Here is an 18,631-nt window from a genome sequence, read left to right on the forward strand (position 1 = left end):
CCCGGCGGCGGCGCCCCCGCGCCGCCGCCGGGCACCGCCTCACGCGCCGGCCGCCGCCTCGCCGCCCAGCGTGTCGAGCCAGGCCCGCACGCTGTCGTTGTGCTCGCCCAGCCGGGGCGGCGGGCGGTGGTCGGGCCGGGTCTCGGCGCCGTCGGGGTCGCTGAACCGCACGGCCGGACCGGGCAGCTCCACCCGGCCCAGCACCGGGTGGTCCACACCCACCACCAGGCCCTGCGAACGCACCTGGTCCCACTCATAGACCTGGTCGATCGTGCGGATCGCGCCGCAGGGGATCCCGATCCCGTCGATGCGCTCCAGCCAGGTGTCGCGCGAGGCGGTGGCCAGCACCGACTCGATCACCTGGTTGAGGGCGGGCCGGTTGGTGACCCGCGCGGCGTTGTCGGCGAACCGGGGGTCCTCGGCGTCGATCCCCAGCAGGCCGGCGAACTTCGCCCACTGGCCCTGGCTGGCCACGGCCACCTGGAGCATGCCGTCGGCGCAGGCGTAGGCGCCGTAGGGGGCGATCGAGGGGTGGTGGTTGCCGATCGCCTTGGGCACCTCGCCGCCGACCGTCCACCGCGTGCCCTGGAAGGCGTGCACCCCCACGATCGAGGACAGCAGCGAGGTCCGCACCACGCGGCCGCGCCCGGTGCGCTCGCGCTCATAGAGCGCGCTGAGCACGCCGTAGGCGCCGTTCATCCCCGCCAGCAGGTCGCCGATGGGCACGCCGACCTTGGTGGGCTGGTCGGCGGAGGGCCCGGTCAGGCTCATCAGGCCGGCCTCGCCCTGGGCGATCTGGTCATAGCCCGACCGACCGCCCTCGGGGCCGTCGTGGCCGAACCCGCTGATGGAGCACAGCACCAGGCGCGGGTTGAGTTCGGCCAGCCGCTCGGCGGAGAACCCCAGCCGGTCCAGGACCCCCGGGCGGAAGTTCTCCACCAGCACGTCGGCGGCGCGCACCAGCCGGGTGAGCACGTCGCGGCCGTCGTCGGACTTCAGGTCCAGCTCGATGGACTCCTTGTTGCGGTTGCACGAGAGGAAGTAGGTGCTGATGCGCTCGTCCTCCGGCCCCACGAACGGCGGCCCCCAACTACGGGTGTCGTCGCCGGTCCTGGGCTGCTCCACCTTGATCACCCGCGCGCCCAGGTCCCCGAGCAGCATCGCGGCGTGCGGACCGGCCAGCGCCCGCGAGAGGTCTACGACGACGATTCCGCTCAGTGGTCCCACGACATCGGTTGGGTCCGCGCCCACGCCCATCAGTCCTCTCGTCTCCTCGATCCCGCAGCCCCCCGACCAGGCAGGCCGCATCGCGGGCCGCTCGGTGACGGACCGCGTCCTGCGTATTCTCCAGTTCCGCCCCGCGCCCGCGGTGATCGCCCCCCGCGTCACCCGCACCGATGGCGGGTGACGCCGCGAACCGCCAGGTCAGAGCACGCATCTGGGGCGAGGGCGGGGAGCACACACCGCAGGCGGCCCGGGGCGCTGTCGTGGCCGGTGATCAGTGCTCTACGTAGAGAATCTGAAGGGGAGCACATCCAAAAAAGCTCACCTTTATGACGTAGATTCCAAACCGCCCGAATTCGGACACGTCCGTCGAGCCACTCTCGGTGGAGGCTTCTCGACCCAGCACGACACACCCGCCCGACCGCGAAGACGCTCCCCTCCCCGGGGCGACACCAGGCGCGACCTGGGAGCATACCGCCCCGCCGGCCGCCGGCGGCGCCCCGGCGCCCCTCCCCCACCCCAGGGCGCCGACCCCCATCCTCCCCGGGGCGGCAGGTGCCACCCCACCCCCGTGGGACCGGTGAGGCGAGCCCGTCCTTCCTGCCGCACTTCGGGTGGAGATGTCCCTCACGTGCAGGTGAGCATATTTTCCCCTTGTCCAGTAGGGAAAGGAGGATTAGCATCTCCACTGAACCGGTAGACAAACTTCGCAAACGGGAAGCCGCGCATGCAGACCCTCGTCCTCCTCGCCCTTGTGGGCTTACTCGCCCAGTTGGTCGACGGCAGCCTCGGCATGGCCTACGGCGTCACCTCGACCACACTGCTGCTGCTTGTCGGCACCAACCCCGCCGCCGCGTCGGCCACCGTCCACTTCGCCGAGATCGGCACCACGCTGGCCTCGGGTGTCTCCCACTGGCGACTGGGCAACGTCGACTGGAAGGTCGTCCGCCGCATCGCGCTCCCGGGTGCCGTCGGCGCGTTCGCCGGCGCCACCTTCCTCAGTTCGCTCTCCACCGAGGCCGCCGCCCCGATCATGGCCGGCATCCTGCTGGCGCTGGGCGCCTACGTCCTCGTGCGCTTCACCGCCTGGGGCATGCCCAAGGGCCGGCTCGGCAAGCCCGTGCGCCGCCGCTTCCTCACCCCGCTGGGCCTGGTCGGCGGGTTCCTCGACGCCACCGGCGGCGGCGGGTGGGGGCCGGTGGGCACCCCCGCGCTGCTGGCCAGCGGCCGCATCGAGCCGCGCAGGGTCATCGGCTCGATCGACACCAGCGAGTTCATCGTCGCCATCGCCGCCAGCGTCGGATTCCTCGTGGGCCTGGGCAGCGCCGGCGTCAACCTCCTCTGGGCTCTGGGCCTGCTCGTCGGCGGCGTGATCGCCGCACCCATCGCCGCCTGGATCGTCCGGCACGTGCCCTCACGCGTCCTGGGTTCGGCGGTGGGCGGCCTGATCGTCCTCACCAACGCCCGTACCCTGCTGGACGCCCTCTCCACGGCACCCGCCCTGCGGACGGTCGTCTACGTGGTCCTCGCCCTGGTGTGGGCGGGCGCCATCGCCTGGTCGGTGCGCGCCCACCTGATCGAGCGCCGCAGCGAAGCCGCCGCCGCGACCCCCGAACCCGACCCCGAGCCCCCGGCCCCGGCCGAGGCCGCCCCGGCCGCCGAGGCCGACACCCCCGCGCGCCCAACCTCCCCCGCTCCCTCCGCCACGCTGGACTGAGCCGCCGAACCGACGCGCCCCGGCGCGTCCCCCGCTCCGCCCGGCAGCGCGGGTCCGGGCGGGGCACCCGGGAGGGCGGCGCGGCCCCACGGCCACGCCGCCCTCCACCCGTTTCACCGGCGCCCCACCACGGCCATCGGCACAACGCCAGGAGCGTAGGCTGACCGCCGTCGCCCGCGACCGTGGAGGAGCCGCCGATGCCCGCCGACGACCCGACACTCGCGCGGATCGGCCAAGGGGTGGACCTGCACCACCGCCAGGGCCGACGCGAGGCCGCGCGCGACCTGTTCGCGCGGATCTGGGATGACATCGGCGGTGAGAGCGGCGACCCGCTGCATGTCTGCGTCCTCGCCCACTCCATGGCCGACGTGCAGGACGACGTGCGCGAAGAGCTGACGTGGGACCTGCGCGCGCTCGCCGCCGTCGAGCACATCACCGACGACCGCGTGGCGCAGGCCGGCGTGCCGCTGCCGGTGGCGGGGCTGCTCCCGTCGCTGCACCTGAACCTCGGCGAGTGCTACCGCAAACTGGGCGATCTCAACCGCGCCCGCGGCCACCTGCACCAGGCCCGAGCGCACATGGGCGCACTCGGCGGCGACGACTACGCGCAGCTCATCCGGAGCGGACTGGAACGACTGGCACGGCAGTTGGCCGAGCCGTCCTGACGCACCCACCGAAGGCGGCCACAGGGGCATCAACGAGAGACCCGATGACCACCCACCCGGACGACCCACCGCCGCACCCTCCGCCCCATCGCCCCGCCAGTCAGCCCGCGAGCGCGTCCAGGCGGTCGAGTTCGCGGCACGCGGAGTCGTACTGGGCCGAACTCACCAGCGGCCGCCCGGCGAGCAGGTAGTCGCCCACCGGGGTGAGCAGCAGCGTGCCCTCGTCGAAATCCCTCAGCCGCACCCGCTGCCAGTCCTCGCGCCCGGCCTCCACCGACCGCAGCGGCAGCCCGTGAATCGGGAGGCCGCCCGCCCGGCTCTGCGGGGTCTCCCCGTTTCCGCCCTCCCAGGCCGCCGCCAGCGCCATCCCGTGGGCCTCGGCCTCCTCGCGGCGCTGGACCTCGCGGTCGGCGGCGTCGGCGATGAGGTAGCGCAACTCCTCCAGCGGTCCCAGCTCGGCGCGCGAGCCGGCGTAGTGCAGCAACTCCACCACCTCGGGCTCCATGTGCAGCCCGGCCATCTGCTCGGCGACCGCCTCGGGGCCGGGCGCGCAGTCGGCGCCGGCCAGGGCGAACATGTCCATGGCGTCCCTGGGGCCGAAAGGCCGCTGGAACCGCTCCTCGGCCACGGCGAGCAGCCCGGCGGTCCACGGGTGCTCGGGGAGCCGGGTGCGCGGCACGACGGTGCGGAAGTTGCCCGGAAGCGCCGCCGTGCGGATCTCGACCAGGTGGGGGCCGTCGAGCAGCGGGTCCAGCGAGGGCCAGTGCAGCACCGCCGACACGTGCCGGTGGTCGGAGCCCATGAGGCAGACGTCGATGCGCTGCACCGGCCGCTCCCGCCGCACCCGGCGCACCGCCCGCCACAGCGAGGGCTCGTCGGCCACGGCGAGTTCGAGGTCGCCCACGGGCCGCAGCAGGCCGTCGGGGTACAGCTCCCCCAGCGCCGGACCCTTGAGGACGCGGCAGCCGACCTCGGCCGCCAGGACGCGGTGCAGGCCCCGGTAGTCCTCGGCCCGGCGGCGCGCCCGGCGTAGTTCGTCGCGCGCGCCACTGCCCAGCGGGTGGCCGTCGCGGTGCAGGATGGACAGCAGCAGGTGCGGCAGGTTGGGCGCGGTGGCGCGCGCGGCCGCCATGAGGTCCGCCAGATCGTCCTCCTCGGCGTCGAGGCAGAGCCGGAACAGCTCAAGGTCGATCTGCGGTGCGGATTCGCTCATGTACCTGTTTCCTTCGCCGGTCGGCGCCCGTTCACCGCATCGCGGGACGAGCCCCGACGCCGCGCCGCCGAGGCGGCACTCCGAACGCGCCGACACACGAGGGTGGGCGCCGACGCCAACCGGATGGGGCATTTTCCCATTGGCCACGCTAACCAGACATACAGTGATCCGTATGGCGCCGCCCTTTTCCGTCCGCTACAGACAATAATCAAATCACAACGCAACGCGCAACCTCTTGACCACATCGCGCCATTGTCTGGGGTCACCATTCACGGTGTACCGGAAAACAGGGGCGCCCGTTGCGTGCTCGCCGATATATGCGTGTGTTCCTTCGCGCGCGCAGGCCGCCAATTGCCGTGGAAAACGTCGGGCGGGCGAGCGCCGCGCGCAATTGCGCATTCCCCCGGCCCGCCCAGCCCGTCCGGCGCGGTCCGCGCGGCCGGCGCCGATCCGGGCGCGCCGCAGAACGCGCCTCCCGGCGGACGGCCGCCCCGCCCGGTTGGGAAGAATGGCCGTGACCGCCACCGGGGCCGCACCACCGGAGAGGAGCCACCGCATGGGGCTGAGGACGGGACTTCTGGGCACGGGCTACTGGGCCAGGGAGACGCAGGGCGCCGCGCTGGCCGCCCATCCCGACGTCGACCTGGTGGGAGTGTGGGGGCGCGACGCCGGGCGCGCCCAGGCGCTGGCCGACCACCTCGACACGCGGGCCTACACCGACGCCGACGTCCTGATCGGCGACGTCGACGCCGTGGCCGTGGCGCTGCCGCCCGACGTCCAGGCCGAACTCGCCCTGCGCGCGGCGCGGGCGGGGCGCCACCTGCTGCTGGACAAGCCCGTGGCGCTGTCGGGCGACGCGGCCGCCGCGCTCGCCGCCGAGGCCGGGCGGCGGGGCCTCGCCTCGGTCGTGTTCTTCACGATGCGCTTCTCCGCCGCCATGGACGCGTTCCTGCGGGAGACGGCGGCCACCGGCGGCTGGACCGGCGCGCAGGCCACCCTGCTGGCCGACGCGCTGCGGCCGGGCAGCCCCTATGCGAACTCGCCGTGGCGGCGGCGCAAGGGCGGGCTGTGGGACATCGGCCCGCACGCGCTGTCGCTGCTGCTTCCGGTACTGGGGCCGGTGGCCGAGGCCACGGCCGTCGCCGGACCGAACGCCACCACGCACGCGCTGCTGCGCCACGAGGGCGGCGCGGTGAGCGCGCTGGCCCTCACCTTGGACGCGGCGAGCGCGGGCCGCCGCTGGGAGTTCGTGTTCCACGGCGAGCACGGCGTGGTGTCGCCGCCCAAGGACGCGCAGACACCGGTGGCGGCGTTCACCGCCGCGATCGACGAACTGCGCAAGACGCTGTCGGGCGGCGGGCCGAGCGCGTTGGACATCGGTTTCGGCTGCGAGGTCGTACGCGTACTGGAGGCGGCGGAACGCGCGGTGACCGAGCGCCGCACGGTGGCGGTGGAGTGATAAGCGCCCGCACATTGCTGAACCGAATTCAGTACTGGTGAAAACGAGAAGTGCGAAGTGCGGGGACAGCAGCCGCGTTTCTGTTCGCTCCCCAGCCAGGTGGGGAACGGCCGCAGGAAGGACGCGCGCGGCGTTGCACGAAGACCGCTCGTTTCGGTGACGGCTGCGCGGCGCGGCCGACCCGCACGGATGCCGCATGCGGAGCACGTCCGCGCGGAGTAAAAGCGCGGCCGGTCGCCGGACCGTTCCGGAGACGGTCGCGCCCACCACTCCGCCATCCCCCCGCCTCCGCCCACCCGTGGCCTGCCCTTCCGCCCCGCTGTGGGAGGGCCGGCCACGCACACACCGCAGGGCGCCTCAGGCCGGGCAGGACGGCGAGCAGGCGAAGCGCCGCCCGCCTCCGCCCCGTGGGGGCAAGGCCACTCGTCCACGACCCGGGAGCCGCCTGCTGCCTGCCGCGCCATGCGCAGGGCCGGACGCGCTGCCATCCCGACATCCACCGCGCGCGCTCCCGCGCCGCCGCGACCACCTCGGCCTCCGCGCGGCACGCCCACCCGGGTGTCTCGCGCGCGGGCCAGCGCGGCGGCCGTGATGCCGAAAACTCCCAGGTCAGTGCGCGCCGGAGGCGACCCGGAGCGCCGTCGTGGCCAGTGGTCAGTGCCTTGGGTGAAGGGTTCGGCGGAATGGGATGTCAAAAAACTCGCCTTTATGACGTAGATTCCAAACTGCCCGAATCGGACGCGCCCACCCGAGCCCCCCTTAGGGGAGGCTTCTCGACCCATCCCGACACCCTCGCCTCGCCGCGAAGGCAACCCCGCCCCGGCCCCTGCACGGGACACCCGGACGGCCAACCGCCGTCCCGCCGGGTCGAGACCGTCTCATCCCGCGCCTCGACCGTCCCTGCGCAGTGACGCGGCCCGGCCGTCGCCCGCCTGGGCCGAGCCACCCGGCACCGAAGTCCACCAGACAGCTACCCTCCCCCCGGCCCGCGAGGGACTGCCGCACCGGCCCCGGGCCGCGTACTGCCATACCTCCGCGACTGTCGCGGTCTTCGCGCGGGACGCCCGACCGGACGGCCACCGTCCCGTCAGCACGAGACCTCACTCCTTGAGCGCCCGGACCGTCTCGCTCAGGGCGATGGGACGACCACCACGCTCCTCCCCCGCCTCGGCGGCGGCTTGTCTCCCACCTGACGGCGAAGCCCACCCGGCGGCCCGCATATGGACCGGGAGTGGTTGCCGCGTCGGCCCGGGGCCGCGCGCGCTTCCGTCTTGCGGCCCTTGCACCGGCGCCCGGCGAGCCGTGTTGCCGGCGGCGCCCGCCACCGGGGTCTCTCCTGAGGTGATGATGTGGCCCGACCGGCGCGGCCCTCACCTCTCAGCGGCGACCTGTCGCACACCCGAAAGGCCCTCTGAACAGCGAAAACAGGGACGCCGCCCCCGGTCTCCCTCCTGCGCTCCGCGCGGACCTGCCCGGCCTTCGGCAGCGCCTTGCTTGGGAAATCGCTTTCGCCATTCCCGGGCGCGCTTTCGCCGTCCCCGTCTCGGGGCGGCCCGGCGTTTCTGCGTGCTCCTCGGTGCGAAATCCGGTAGTGCGCGCCGCCCTCGAATTGCGGCGCCGCGCGTCCCGCCGTCGCCATTCGCGACTTTCCCGTGCCCGGTCCACGGCGGGCGCGGTCCAATACCCGACGCGGGAAATGTCGGCGTCGCCGGGTTTCATCACGCGGGTGTGCGGCGGGCCGAGCGGCGAAGCATGTCCACCATGGCCGGCACCGGCGCGGGCGGGCGGCGGCGGTGGACCAGTGAGATCTCCCGCGCGAGACGCACGCCCGCCAGGGGGCGCGCCACCCAGCCGCCGGAGGGCGCGGCGTCCAGGATCATGCGGGGCACCAGCCCGATCCCCACGCCGGCGCGGATCAGCGCCAGCATCACCTCGTAGTCGCGCGTCTCGTAGGCCACGGTCACCTGCACGCCCTCGGCCTCGGCGGCGGCCTCCAGCGCCACCCGGTTGGAGATCCCGGGGGCGCCGCAGATCCACTCCTCCCCCGTGAGGTCGGCCAGCCGCCGGGGCGCGCCCGCAGCCGGGTGCCCCTCGGGCAGGACCAGCAGCAGCGGGTCGACCAGGATCCGCTCGCGGTGCAGCCCCGTGGCCGCCGGCGGGTCGACACCCGGGTAGCGGTGGGTGATGAGCAGGTCGAGTTCGCCGGAGGTCACCAGGCCGAAGCCGTCGGGCGGCTCGACGTCGGTCAGGGACAGCCGCACCTGGGGGTGCGCCCGGCCGAAGGCGGCGAGCGCGCCGGGCACCAGGTGCTTGCCGGCGCTGGTGAAGGCGCCCAGCGACAGCCGCGTGGGGGCCTCCCCCGCCGCCGCCCGCACCGCCGCCTCGGCGTCGCGCAGCTCCCCCACCACGCGTTCGCCGTAGGCCAGCAGCACCCGCCCGGCGCGGGTGAGCCGCACCCCGCTGCGGGAGCGCTCGACCAGCACGCACCCGAGTTCGCGCTCCAGCTTGGTGAGCTGCTGGGACAGCGCCGGCGCGGTGAAGGACATGCGCTCGGCGGCGGCGGTGATGGAGCCCGCGTGGGCGATCTCGACCAGCACGCGGACCCGGTCGGCGTCGAGCACGGCAGCCACCCGCCTTCGCGCGCCCCGGCCAGCCCCCGGGCCGACCCAAGCAGCGCTTAATCATCGTTAGCAATGCCAACTTTAACTTAAGCCCCGGGAGGGGCAGGGTGAAGACATGAGTACTCCCAGCGCCGCCACCGCCGCCCTGCCGACGCCCGCCGACGTCGCCGACGCCGCCCGCCGCATCGCCCCCTACGCCCGCCGGACGCCGGTGCTCTCGGCCACCGTGGACGGCCGTCCGCTGTCCCTGAAGCTGGAGCACTTGCAGACCACCGGCGCCTTCAAGCTGCGCGGGGCGCTGAACGCGCTGCTGGCCGCCGACCGGCCGGCGCGCGTGGTCACGGCCTCCGGCGGCAACCACGGCCTGGGGGTGGCCACGGCGGCGCGGATGCTGGGCGTGGAGGCGCTGGTCTACGTCCCTGAGACCGTGCCCGAGGTCAAGGCGCGCCGCCTGGAGGAGTCGGGGGCCGAACTCGTGCGCGTGGGCGCCCATTACGCCGAGGCCGCCGAGGCGGCGGTGGCCCGCGCCCGCGCCGAAGGGCTGCGCTACCTGCACGCCTACGACGACCCCGACGTGGTCGCCGGGCAGGGCACGATCGGCGCGGAGATCGCCGAGGACGCCCCGCAGTGCGACGCGATCGCGGTGGCCGTGGGCGGCGGCGGGCTGGTGGCCGGCGTCCGGCTGGGCGCCGGGGACCGCACGGTGACGGCGGTGGAGCCCGAGGGCTGCCGGTCCATGCACGCGGCCCTGGCGGCGGGCGAGCCGGTGGCCACGCCGGTGGACTCGGTGGCCTCCTCGGCGCTGGGGGCGGCGCGGATGGGTGATGTGCCCTTCGCGGTGCTGCGCCGCAACCCGGTGGCCACGGCGCTGGTGACCGACGCGGAGATCGTCGCCGCGCGCGACCGCCTGTGGGAGGAGTTCCGCATCGCGGCCGAACCGGCGGCGGCGGTCCCCTTCGCCGCGTGGCTGGCCGGGCGGGTGCCCGGCGCCCACGTCTGCCTGGTCGTCTGCGGCGCCAACGCCGACTGGACCCCGGGCCGCTAGCCCGGCCGAGGCCGTCCCCGGCGGGGCCGGGGCGCGTCTTCCATGGATACTCGCCCTACCGCGCGGCCGCGTCGGGTAGGGATTCTCGGTCTCGCTGCGTCGTCGGTCGACAGGGAACCGCCCTGACTCCCTCCTCCCCCGGCCTTGCGGGAGCGGCGCCGGTCCCTGTCCGCTGCCCCGCGCGGGGCGCACGCGAGAGCGCCGCTCGCTACGGGCGATCCCATGAAACACCCTCAGCGGCCCGGCCGCCCCGGCCAACGCCCGGAGTTTCGAGGTTCCCGAGACTCCTGGAGCGCCCGAAGCCCTCGGCGGCGGGGCGGGCTGCGGCGTGCGCGTATGATCACCGAGTCCCCCGGTTGCGCCCCTGCTGCGGCATGGATCCGCACGCGCGGCGTGCGCGGGGATCGGTGCCGCCCGCCGGGTGGACGCGCTCCCCGCGTGGTCCGCCCGGCGCCGCCGGTACTACATTGTGCGGGGCGTTGGGCGCGAGACTCGGGGGAGACGGCATGTGGTACGACGCGGCGCGGGTGGTCAGTGCGCGGGTGGGGCACGTGCTGTACCGGCCGACCATCGAGGGGCTGGCCAACATCCCCGCCGACGGCCCGGTCATCCTCGCCGCCAACCACCTGTCCTTCTGCGACAGCGTGGTGATCCCGCTCGCCGTGCCCCGGCGGGTGCGGTTCCTCGCCAAGGCGGAGTACTTCACCGGGACGGGCGTGAAGGGCCGCATGTCGCGCGCCGCGTTCACCGCGCTGGGCGCGGTGCCGGTGCGGCGCGGCACCGGCCGCGAGGCCGTCGACGCCCTCGAACTGGGTCTGCGCTGCCTCAAGGACGGCGGCGTGTTCTCGATCTATCCCGAGGGCACCCGGTCGCCCGACGGCCGGCTCTACCGGGGCCGCACCGGGGTGGCGCACCTGGCGCTGACCTCGGGGGCGCCGGTGGTGCCGGTGGGGCTCATCGGCACCGAGCGCATCCAGCCGATCGGCGCGCGCCTGCCCCGGATCAGCCCGATCACGGTGCGGTTCGGCGCGCCGCTGGACTTCTCCACCGGCTATGACCACCTCAAGACCGGCCGGGCGCGCCGCCAGGTGACCGACGAGATCATGGCGGCCATCCAGCGCCTCACCGGTCAGGAGGAGGCCGGCGTCTACAACGAGCGCTCCCAGGAGGGCTGAGGCCGCCGGGCCGGGACCCCGCGCGGCACGCGGGGCGCGAGGCGCGAGGCGGAGCCCGGCGGGCGCCGCCGGGGTCAGCCGGCGCTGGGCAGCCGCTCGGCCAGCCACGCCTCGACGTCGTCGGCGCTGCGCGGCAGGGCCGAGGACAGCACGCGGTTGCCCTCGGCGGTCACCAGGACGTCGTCCTCGATGCGCACGCCGATACCGCGCAGTTCCTCGGGCACGGTGAGGTCGTCGGCCTGGAAGTACAGACCGGGTTCGACGGTGAGGACCATGCCCGGTTCGAGGTCGCCGTAGAGGTGGACCTCGGTGCGGGCCTTGGCGCAGTCGTGGACGTCGAGGCCGAGCATGTGCCCGGTGCCGTGCAGGGTGTAGCGCCGCTGGAGGCCGAGTTCGACCACCCGGTCCACCGGCCCCTCCAGCAGCCCCCAGGCCACCAGCCCCTCGGCCAGCACGCGCTGGGCGACCTCGTGGTACTCGGTGAAGGGCCGCCCCGGGGCGACCACCGCGAGCGCGGCCTCCTGGGCGGCGTAGACGAGGTCGTAGACCCGACGCTGCACCGGGGTGAACCGGCCCGAGACGGGCAGGGTGCGGGTGACGTCGGCGGTGTAGAGGGTGGTGGTCTCCACGCCGGCGTCGAGCAGCAGCAGGTCGCCGGCGCGCACAGGGCCGTCGTTGCGGGTCCAGTGCAGGGTGGTGGCGTGCGGGCCGGAGGCGGCGATGGTGCCGTAGCCGACGTCGTTGCCCTCGACCCGGGCACGCAGGAAGAACGTGCCCTCGATGTAGCGCTCGGAGGTGGCCTGGGCCTTGGGCAGGACCGCCGCGACGTCGCCGAACCCCAGCACGGTGGAGTCGACCGCCCGCTGGAGCTGGGCGACCTCCCACTCGTCCTTGACCAGCCGCTGGTCGTGCAGGGCGATGGCCAGTTCCTCGTCGCGCTCGGCGGGGTCGCCGAGGTCGGCGGCGCCCTCGGGCCGCGCCAGGCCGGCCGCGACCGCCTCCAGGGCGGGGTCGTGGCCGCGCAGGACGCGGGTGGGCGCGGGCGGCGCGGCGCGCAGGACATCGGCCAGTTCGCGGACGTCGTGGGTGGCCAGGCCCAGGAGTTGGGACGCCTCGCCCAGGCTGTTGCGCCGCCCGGTCCACAGTTCGCCGTGGCCGTCGAGCCAGAACTCGCCGTTGTCGCGGTTGGAGCGCGGGCGCAGGTACACGGTGGTGTCGTGGCCGCCGCCGGGCCGGGGCTCGAACACCAGGCAGCCGTCGTCGGACTGGTCGCCGGTGAGGTAGACGTAGTCGCAGGAGGCGCGGAAGGGGTACTCGGTGTCGTTGGAGCGGGTCTTGAGGCTGCCGGAGGGGATGATCAGGCGCTCGCCGGGGAAGCGCGCGCTGAGGGCGGCGCGGCGCTTGGCGGTGTAGGCGGCCTGCTCCAGGGGTTCGAGGTCGCGGATCTCGGTGTCGGCCCAGCCGGTGCGCATCCAGGCGGCCAGTTCGTCGGACACGTTCTGGGCCTGGCCGTTCTTGCGGGGCGTGAACACCGGAGTCTCGGGGACCTCGGAGGCGGCGCGCTCCTGGGCCTGGGGACGGGTGCTGCGGTGCTCACTCACGGTGGTGCCTCCTGACCTGGAAAAACCGGACGGGCGGGAGCGCCGGCGGCGCCCCTGCCTTCCATCCTAGGGCGGAGGTCCACGGCCGGTCCGGCGCGCGGCGCGGCCTGTGGACAACCGGGTGCGGACGGCGGAGGGCGGCCCTCACCGGTCCGCGCTCACGCCGGGTCGGGCAGGAGGGCTTCGACGTAGGCGCCCAGGACGGTGCGGAGTTCGCGGCAGGAGTCGGGGCGGCGCACGCCCTCGGCGTCGACGGCGTGCCACAGCAGGGCGGCCAGGACGCGCACGTAGACCTCGGCGGCCGGGGCGCAGCGGTCGGGGGCCACGCCCGCGCCCGCGAACGCCTTCTCGACGCGGTGGGCGATCGCCGCCTGCATGGACGCGGCGATCTCGGTGAGGTCGCGGGAGGGGAACACCGGGCACAGCAGCGGCCGGACGCCGGGGTGGGCTGCGGTGTAGTCGATGACGCCCTCGACCACCGCGCCGTGGACGGTGCGCAGGTTGGCGCCCACGGCCGCGCTCGCGGAGGCGCTCGCGGTGCCGGGGGCGTCGGCGGGCGCGGAGAGGCGGGCGGACGCAGCCTCGGCGGGATCGGCGGGGCCGGTGGGTTCAGTGGGGACTGTGAGGGCGGGGTGGCCCGCGGCGGCGCCCGAGGCGGCCGCGGTGACCTGGTCCAGCGCGGCCAGGTGGCGCGCGGCGACGGCGTCCAGCAGCGCCCGCTTGTGCGGGAAGAACTGGTAGAGCGACCCGATGGAGGTCTCGGCCCGGGCCGCGATGCTCCTGGTGCTGGCGGAGTCGTAGCCGACCTCGGCGAACTCCGCCTCGGCCGCCTCGACCAGCCGTTCGACCCGCGCCCGGCTGCGCCGCTGCGCCGGTGTCCGCCTTAGTGAGCCGTCCACCGCCGCCCTCCCCTCTCGCGGACTCCGCCGCGTCCCTTGACATTCCCGCCGATTTCTGCGCACAGCGCGCGTCGAGCGATCGTACCGAAGGGCGCCGACAGAACCGGCGGAGGCGAAAAGGGCGGGTGGAAGGGCAGGGCGGGAGGAGGCACCGGGCCGTCGCGGACGGGGCGCGGGTGCGGCCGGGGCGCTCAGGCTCAGGCGCTCACGGGACCCGGCGCCGACGCCGGCGCCGCCCCGATGGGACGCCCGCGACGCGAGCGGTCTGGGCGCCCGCTGCCTCGGCCCGAACCCCTAGCGCTCGGCGTTGGGGCCGTACCCGGCGTCGTGGTCGCGCGGGTCGTCGGGGTCGGCGGTGTTGCCGATGATGACCGCGATGGGCGGCAGCACCATGGCCACCGCGCACATGGCCAGCGCCCAGCCCGAGCCGAGCAGGTAGTACACCGGCAGCGACCCGCCGAACAGGACCAGGCAGGTGCCCATCAGCCACGCGTAGCGGCGCACGCGCCGTTTCATGCCTCAAGCCTAGTCACCCGGCCAAGGGCGCGGCGGCTCCCTCGGCACCGGCGGAGCGCCGGGGCGCGGCCGGGCGGCGGGCGGGGCCGTGGAGCCCGCGGAACCCGGCCGCCAGGTCGCGCTGCCCGAGGGCGCGACGGTCGGCCGCGAGCGGCTCACCTGCGTGCTCACCTCACTGCCGGGAGGGGCCGGCGCGGCCGGGGATCGGCGGGTCGGCGGGCGTTCACCGCCTTGACGCCGCAGCGTCCAACCAACGTCCCGACCGACCGGTATGCGAGGGGGTAGCGTGGCCCTTCCCGCAACCCCGACGGCAGGAGGCGGACACATGGGCCCCACCCTCGCACCCGACACCCAGGCGCTCACCCTGCGCCGAGGCGACCTCGTCTTCGACGCGCTGGCGGCCGGACCCGCCGACGGGCCGCTGGTGCTGTTCCTGCACGGCTTCCCCGAGTTCGCCACCTGCTGGCGCGAGGAACTGGCGGCGTGCTCCCGGGCGGGCTTCCGCGCGGTGGCCGTGGACCAGCGCGGCTACTCCCCCGGCGCGCGCCCGGCCGACACCGCCGCCTACGCCGTGCCCGAACTGGTCGGCGACGTCCTGGCCTTCGCCGACGCGCTGGGGGCCGAGCGGTTCCACCTGGTGGGCCACGACTGGGGCGGCGTGGTGGCCTGGCCCACGGCGGCGCACCACCCCGAGCGGGTCGCCAGCCTGACCAGCCTGGCCACGCCGCACCCGCGCGCGCTGGCCGAGGCCATGGCCGGCTCCGCCGAGCAGCGCGAGCGGCTGGGCTACATCCGGCTGTTCCGCAAGCCCGGCACGGCCGAGGAGTACCTGCTGGCGGACGGCGCCGAGCGGTTGGCGGCCGTCTACGAGGGCCGCGTCCCCCAGGACCTGCTCGCCGACAACGTGGCCCGGCTCTCTGAGGAGGGCGCGCTGACGGCGGCGCTGAACTGGTACCGGGCCCTGACGTCGGACTCCGCCGACGCCGACACGGTGCCGGTACCCACCCTCTACCTGTGGGGCGAGCACGACCTGGCCTACACCTCGGCTTCGGCGCGGGCGACCGGGCGGCATGTGGCGGGACCCTACTGGTACGTGGAACTGGACGGCGCCTCGCACTGGCTGCCCGAGGAGGCCGCCGACCGGGTCGTGCCGCCGCTGCTGGACCACCTGCGGGCCGCCCAGGAGGACTCCCCGGCCTGAGAACGGCGGGGCGCGCCGCGCCGGGGAGCGGTGCGCCCCCCGGGGAGCGGCGGGCGCGGGCCGTCCCGGGCAGGCCACCGCCTCGGGCGGGAGGGCGTCAGGGCGGGCGGTCGGGGGCGGGCGCCGCCCTTACAGGGCTTCGGCGATCGCGCCGACCACCTCGGCGGCGGGCCGCTCGGCCGCTGTGGCGTAGCAGGCGCCCGCCCACAGGTGCAGGGTGTCGGCGTCTCCGGCGCGCGCGGCGGCGGCCCGGATGGGCGCGGTCATGTGGTGCACGCGCGGGTAGCCGCTGGGCGCGATCCCGTCGTGCTCGGTGAGGAAGCGGTTGACCAGCCCGCGCGCCCGGCGCCCGCTGAAGGCGCGGGTGACGGCGGTGCGGGTGAAGCGCGGGTCGGCGAGCGCGTCCTTGTGCGCCTGGCGGGCGCCGCTCTCGGGGGTGCGCAGGAACGCCGTGCCCATCTGCGCGGCCGCCGCGCCGCCGCACAGCACGCGCCGCACGGCGGCGCCGTCGGCGATCCCTCCGGCGGCGAGCAGCGGCACCCGCACGGCCTGGCGGACCTCGGCGAGCAGTTCCGACAGCGGGGTGGTGCGCTCGTAGGTGTCCTGGAAGGAGCCCTGATGGCCGCCCGCCTCGGCGCCCTGGACGCACAGGGTGTCGGCGCCCGCGTCGGCGGCGGCGCGGGCCTCCTCCACGGTGGTGACGGTGACGACGACGTGGGAACCGGCGCGGTGCAGGGTCGCGATGTCGGCGGGCGCGGGGCAGCCGAAGGTGAAGCCGACCACGGCCACCGGGTTGGCGAAGAGCGCGGCGAGTTTGACGGGGTACTCGTCGTCGTCCCAGCGGGGTTCGCCGGGCTCCACACCCAGGCGCTCGGCCTCGGGACGCAGGCGCCGCCGGTAGGCGTCGATGGCGGCGGGGTCGGCGGTGTCGGGGTCGGGCACGAACAGGTTCACGCCGAAGGGGCGGTCGGTGAGGGTGCGCAGCCGGGAGATCTGGCCGGTCAGCTCCGCCACCGAGAGGTAGCCCCCCGCGAGGAAGCCCAGTCCTCCGGCGGCGTTCACCGCGGCGACGAGTTCAGGCGTGCTCGCCCCACCCGCCATCGGCGCCGCCACGACCGGCACGTCCAGGCCGTCCCACATGCACAAAACCCCCATCAGCCGGTTGTCTGTCCTGCACCTCGGCGCGGCCCCCGCCGGGCGCCCGCGCGTTCGTCCGCATCGGGCACCCCGGGGACCGGGCCGCCGGGACTGCCGGGGCCGAGCGGCCGTGGGCGCGGCTTGCGGCCGAGGCCGAAGCTGAGGCCGGAGCCGACCGCGTGGCCGCACCGCACGACCGGCGCACCGGTGTTGACAGGTCCGCGGGCGCGCAGCGCCCGCGGACCCCGAACCATTCCCGCCGTCCTTGTTCCCATGCGACGCCGGATGACACGGCCGCTGTGCACATATGCCGTAGATCACCTTGAGGGCGGGCAAATACCCCCAAGACATGAAGGGCACTACGGCCCTGTTCAAGCCCTTATCGCCCCCTGTCCGCGTCTGGTTCCGGGGGCAGGGAACGGCGATCGAGGACGGATGAGGAGCGCGGAGTGCCGGGATGAAGAGGTGGCGGCAGGAGTTCCCGGGCACCGATGGCCGGGGTGGCAACGGCGCCGCCGAGGACGGCGCGGGCTCGACAGGCGCCCCTCGTCGCATGTGGAGAACGCCACACTTCGGCCGGGCCTCGCTTTGGTCCCTTTCCATAGGTGTCCGCGCAGGTCACGGAGACCTTCCAGCACGCCCGCCGTACCGCCGAACGCACGTGACGGGGTTCACGAGCGCGAACGGCGACAACTTGAGTTAACGGTGATTACGCTTTCTCGGGAAAGCACGTTTCGCCGCTACCGCCGATGAGGCGCCATGGAGGCATCCGCGATGGTCGACAGCGCTCTTATGACCACGATGCTCGTCATCACCCTGGCGGGGATCGGACTCGTCTTCCTCGGCGGGGTGTTCTACGTCGGCTACGAGGCCGTCCAGCGGCGGCTGGACGCCCGGGCCGGGGTGACCGCCTCCGCCGCCGGGGCCGAGCGGCGGCCCGCCGCGCACGCGGCACCGCGCGCCGGGACCGACACCGGTGCCGAGGCGCACGGCACGGCCGACCAGCGCACCCGTGAGCACCAGCCGGCGTGACGCCCCGACGGCGGGAGACCTGAGGGCGGCGGGACCACCACCGGCTCCCGCCTACAGGCTCCCGTTCCCGCTCCCGGTGTCGGTCCCCTCGGCCTCCCCGACCCCCTCAGTTCTCCCCTCCTCCCCGGCGACGGCGCGCGCCAGCAGGTCCGGGGCGGCGTTGCCGCCCGAGACCACCGCGACCGTGCGCCCGCCGGGTGTGCGTCCGGCCAGGTAGGCGGCCGTCGTGATGGCCCCGCTGGGCTCGGCCACCACCCGCGCCGCGCGGGCGAGCACGCCCATCGCCGCCACGATCTCCTCCTCCCCCACCGTGACGATCCCGTCCAGCCGCTCCCGCAGGTGGGCGAAGGTCAGCGCCGACGGCCCCACGCGCACCCCGTCGGCGACGGTCTTCTGCGTCTGCTCGGTGGGCCACGCCACCAGGCGGCCCTTGGCCAGGCTCTCGGCCGCGTCAGCGGCCAGCTCCGGCTCCACCCCGACCACCGCCGCCCCCGGCCGCCGCGCCTTCACGGCCGTGGCCACCCCGGCGGCCAGTCCGCCCCCGCCCACCGGTACCAGGACGGTGTCCACGTCGGGCAGGTCGGCGAGGATCTCGGCGCCCACCGTGCCCTGCCCGGCGATCACGTCGCGGTGGTCGAACGGCGGCACCGGGGTCATGCCCCGCTCGGCGGCGATGGCGGCGGCCCGGCGGGCGCGCTCGGCCGGGGGCACCGGCACCACCTCGGCGCCGAAGGACCGCATGGCGGCCACCTTCACCGCCGGCGCGTTGTCCGGGCACACCACCACGCACCGCACCCCGTGCGCGCGGGCGGCGTAGGCCAGGGCCTGGCCGTGGTTGCCCGAGGAGTGGGTGACCACGCCCGCCCGCCGCGCCTCCTCCGGCAGCAGCGCCAGCGCGTTGGCGGCGCCGCGCACCTTGAACGCCCCCACGGGTTGCAGGTTCTCCGGTTTCAGCCACAGCCGGCCCCGCGCCCACGGGCAGGGCAGCAGCGGGGTGCGCACCGCCAGTTCGGCCACGCGGGGCGCGGCGGCGTCGATGTCGGCCGTTGAGATCAGCTCCATCCCCCGCAGTATGCCCGCCTCCCTCCCCCTCCGCCCGCGCCCGCACCGCCCGCCCCGCCCCCCT

15 protein-coding genes are annotated in these 18,631 nt (G+C 75.1%); 7 read left to right on the forward strand and 8 right to left on the reverse strand.

Annotated features, from left to right (window positions below; translation table 11 throughout):
• Nucleotides 1-39 precede the first annotated feature (39 nt).
• Nucleotides 40-1,257 (reverse strand): CaiB/BaiF CoA transferase family protein, encoded by a 1,218-nt coding sequence (locus LG943_RS14830; RefSeq protein ID WP_270072866.1) that lies wholly within the window; start codon nucleotides 1,255-1,257, stop codon nucleotides 40-42.
• A gap of 694 nt (nucleotides 1,258-1,951) precedes the next feature.
• Between LG943_RS14830 and LG943_RS14835 the strand changes: the two genes are divergently transcribed.
• Nucleotides 1,952-2,941 (forward strand): sulfite exporter TauE/SafE family protein, encoded by a 990-nt coding sequence (locus LG943_RS14835; RefSeq protein WP_270072867.1) that lies wholly within the window; start codon nucleotides 1,952-1,954, stop codon nucleotides 2,939-2,941.
• A gap of 197 nt (nucleotides 2,942-3,138) precedes the next feature.
• The gene (locus LG943_RS14840; protein ID WP_270072868.1) at nucleotides 3,139-3,606 is read left to right on the forward strand and encodes a hypothetical protein; all 468 of its coding nucleotides are present in this window, start codon (nucleotides 3,139-3,141) and stop codon (nucleotides 3,604-3,606) included.
• Nucleotides 3,607-3,706: 100 nt separating this feature from the next.
• Here LG943_RS14840 and LG943_RS14845 read toward each other — a convergent pair whose 3' ends face one another.
• Nucleotides 3,707-4,819 (reverse strand): hypothetical protein, encoded by a 1,113-nt coding sequence (locus LG943_RS14845; protein ID WP_270072869.1) that lies wholly within the window; start codon nucleotides 4,817-4,819, stop codon nucleotides 3,707-3,709.
• 556 nt (nucleotides 4,820-5,375) lie between these two features.
• Between LG943_RS14845 and LG943_RS14850 the strand changes: the two genes are divergently transcribed.
• On the forward strand, nucleotides 5,376-6,278 hold the full coding sequence (locus LG943_RS14850; protein ID WP_270072870.1) for a Gfo/Idh/MocA family protein: 903 nt from the start codon (nucleotides 5,376-5,378) through the stop codon (nucleotides 6,276-6,278).
• 1,718 nt (nucleotides 6,279-7,996) lie between these two features.
• Here LG943_RS14850 and LG943_RS14855 read toward each other — a convergent pair.
• Complete coding sequence (locus tag LG943_RS14855; RefSeq protein WP_270072871.1) at nucleotides 7,997-8,899, reverse strand: LysR family transcriptional regulator; 903 nt, start codon at nucleotides 8,897-8,899, stop codon at nucleotides 7,997-7,999.
• A gap of 115 nt (nucleotides 8,900-9,014) precedes the next feature.
• On the opposite strand from LG943_RS14855, the gene LG943_RS14860 reads away from it, so the two are divergent.
• Nucleotides 9,015-9,944: a serine/threonine dehydratase gene (locus LG943_RS14860; protein WP_270072872.1), complete on the forward strand. Its 930-nt coding sequence runs from the start codon at nucleotides 9,015-9,017 to the stop codon at nucleotides 9,942-9,944.
• Between the two features lie 506 nt (nucleotides 9,945-10,450).
• Entirely contained in the window at nucleotides 10,451-11,119 is a 669-nt protein-coding gene (locus LG943_RS14865) for a lysophospholipid acyltransferase family protein (protein ID WP_270072873.1), read from the forward strand.
• A gap of 74 nt (nucleotides 11,120-11,193) precedes the next feature.
• Here the strand turns inward: LG943_RS14865 and LG943_RS14870 are convergent, their stop codons facing one another.
• The 3 genes from LG943_RS14870 to LG943_RS14880 all read right to left on the reverse strand — a co-directional run bounded on the left by LG943_RS14870 (nucleotide 11,194) and on the right by LG943_RS14880 (nucleotide 14,135).
• On the reverse strand, nucleotides 11,194-12,720 hold the full coding sequence (locus LG943_RS14870) for an aminopeptidase P family protein (protein ID WP_408648596.1): 1,527 nt from the start codon (nucleotides 12,718-12,720) through the stop codon (nucleotides 11,194-11,196).
• 158 nt (nucleotides 12,721-12,878) lie between these two features.
• Complete coding sequence (locus LG943_RS14875) at nucleotides 12,879-13,619, reverse strand: TetR/AcrR family transcriptional regulator (RefSeq protein ID WP_270072874.1); 741 nt, start codon at nucleotides 13,617-13,619, stop codon at nucleotides 12,879-12,881.
• Nucleotides 13,620-13,913: 294 nt separating this feature from the next.
• Nucleotides 13,914-14,135 (reverse strand): DUF3099 domain-containing protein, encoded by a 222-nt coding sequence (locus LG943_RS14880; RefSeq protein WP_270072875.1) that lies wholly within the window; start codon nucleotides 14,133-14,135, stop codon nucleotides 13,914-13,916.
• Between the two features lie 325 nt (nucleotides 14,136-14,460).
• On the opposite strand from LG943_RS14880, the gene LG943_RS14885 reads away from it, so the two are divergent.
• Entirely contained in the window at nucleotides 14,461-15,336 is an 876-nt protein-coding gene (locus tag LG943_RS14885; RefSeq protein ID WP_270072876.1) for an alpha/beta fold hydrolase, read from the forward strand.
• Between the two features lie 129 nt (nucleotides 15,337-15,465).
• On the opposite strand, the gene LG943_RS14890 is transcribed toward LG943_RS14885, so the two are convergent.
• Nucleotides 15,466-16,491, reverse strand: coding sequence for a nitronate monooxygenase (locus LG943_RS14890; protein ID WP_270072877.1), 1,026 nt, complete (start codon nucleotides 16,489-16,491; stop codon nucleotides 15,466-15,468).
• A gap of 741 nt (nucleotides 16,492-17,232) precedes the next feature.
• Here LG943_RS14890 and LG943_RS14895 point away from each other — a divergent pair.
• A complete protein-coding gene (locus tag LG943_RS14895; protein WP_270072878.1) occupies nucleotides 17,233-17,505 on the forward strand; it encodes a hypothetical protein in 273 nt (90 codons plus the stop codon).
• 51 nt (nucleotides 17,506-17,556) lie between these two features.
• Here the strand turns inward: LG943_RS14895 and LG943_RS14900 are convergent, their stop codons facing one another.
• Nucleotides 17,557-18,567, reverse strand: a complete 1,011-nt coding sequence (locus LG943_RS14900; RefSeq protein WP_270072879.1) for a threonine ammonia-lyase — start codon at nucleotides 18,565-18,567, stop codon at nucleotides 17,557-17,559.
• Nucleotides 18,568-18,631 lie beyond the last annotated feature (64 nt).

Origin of the sequence: Streptomonospora mangrovi, assembly GCF_027604915.1 — a bacterium.
Classification (GTDB): Bacteria; Actinomycetota; Actinomycetes; order Streptosporangiales; family Streptosporangiaceae; genus Streptomonospora; species Streptomonospora mangrovi.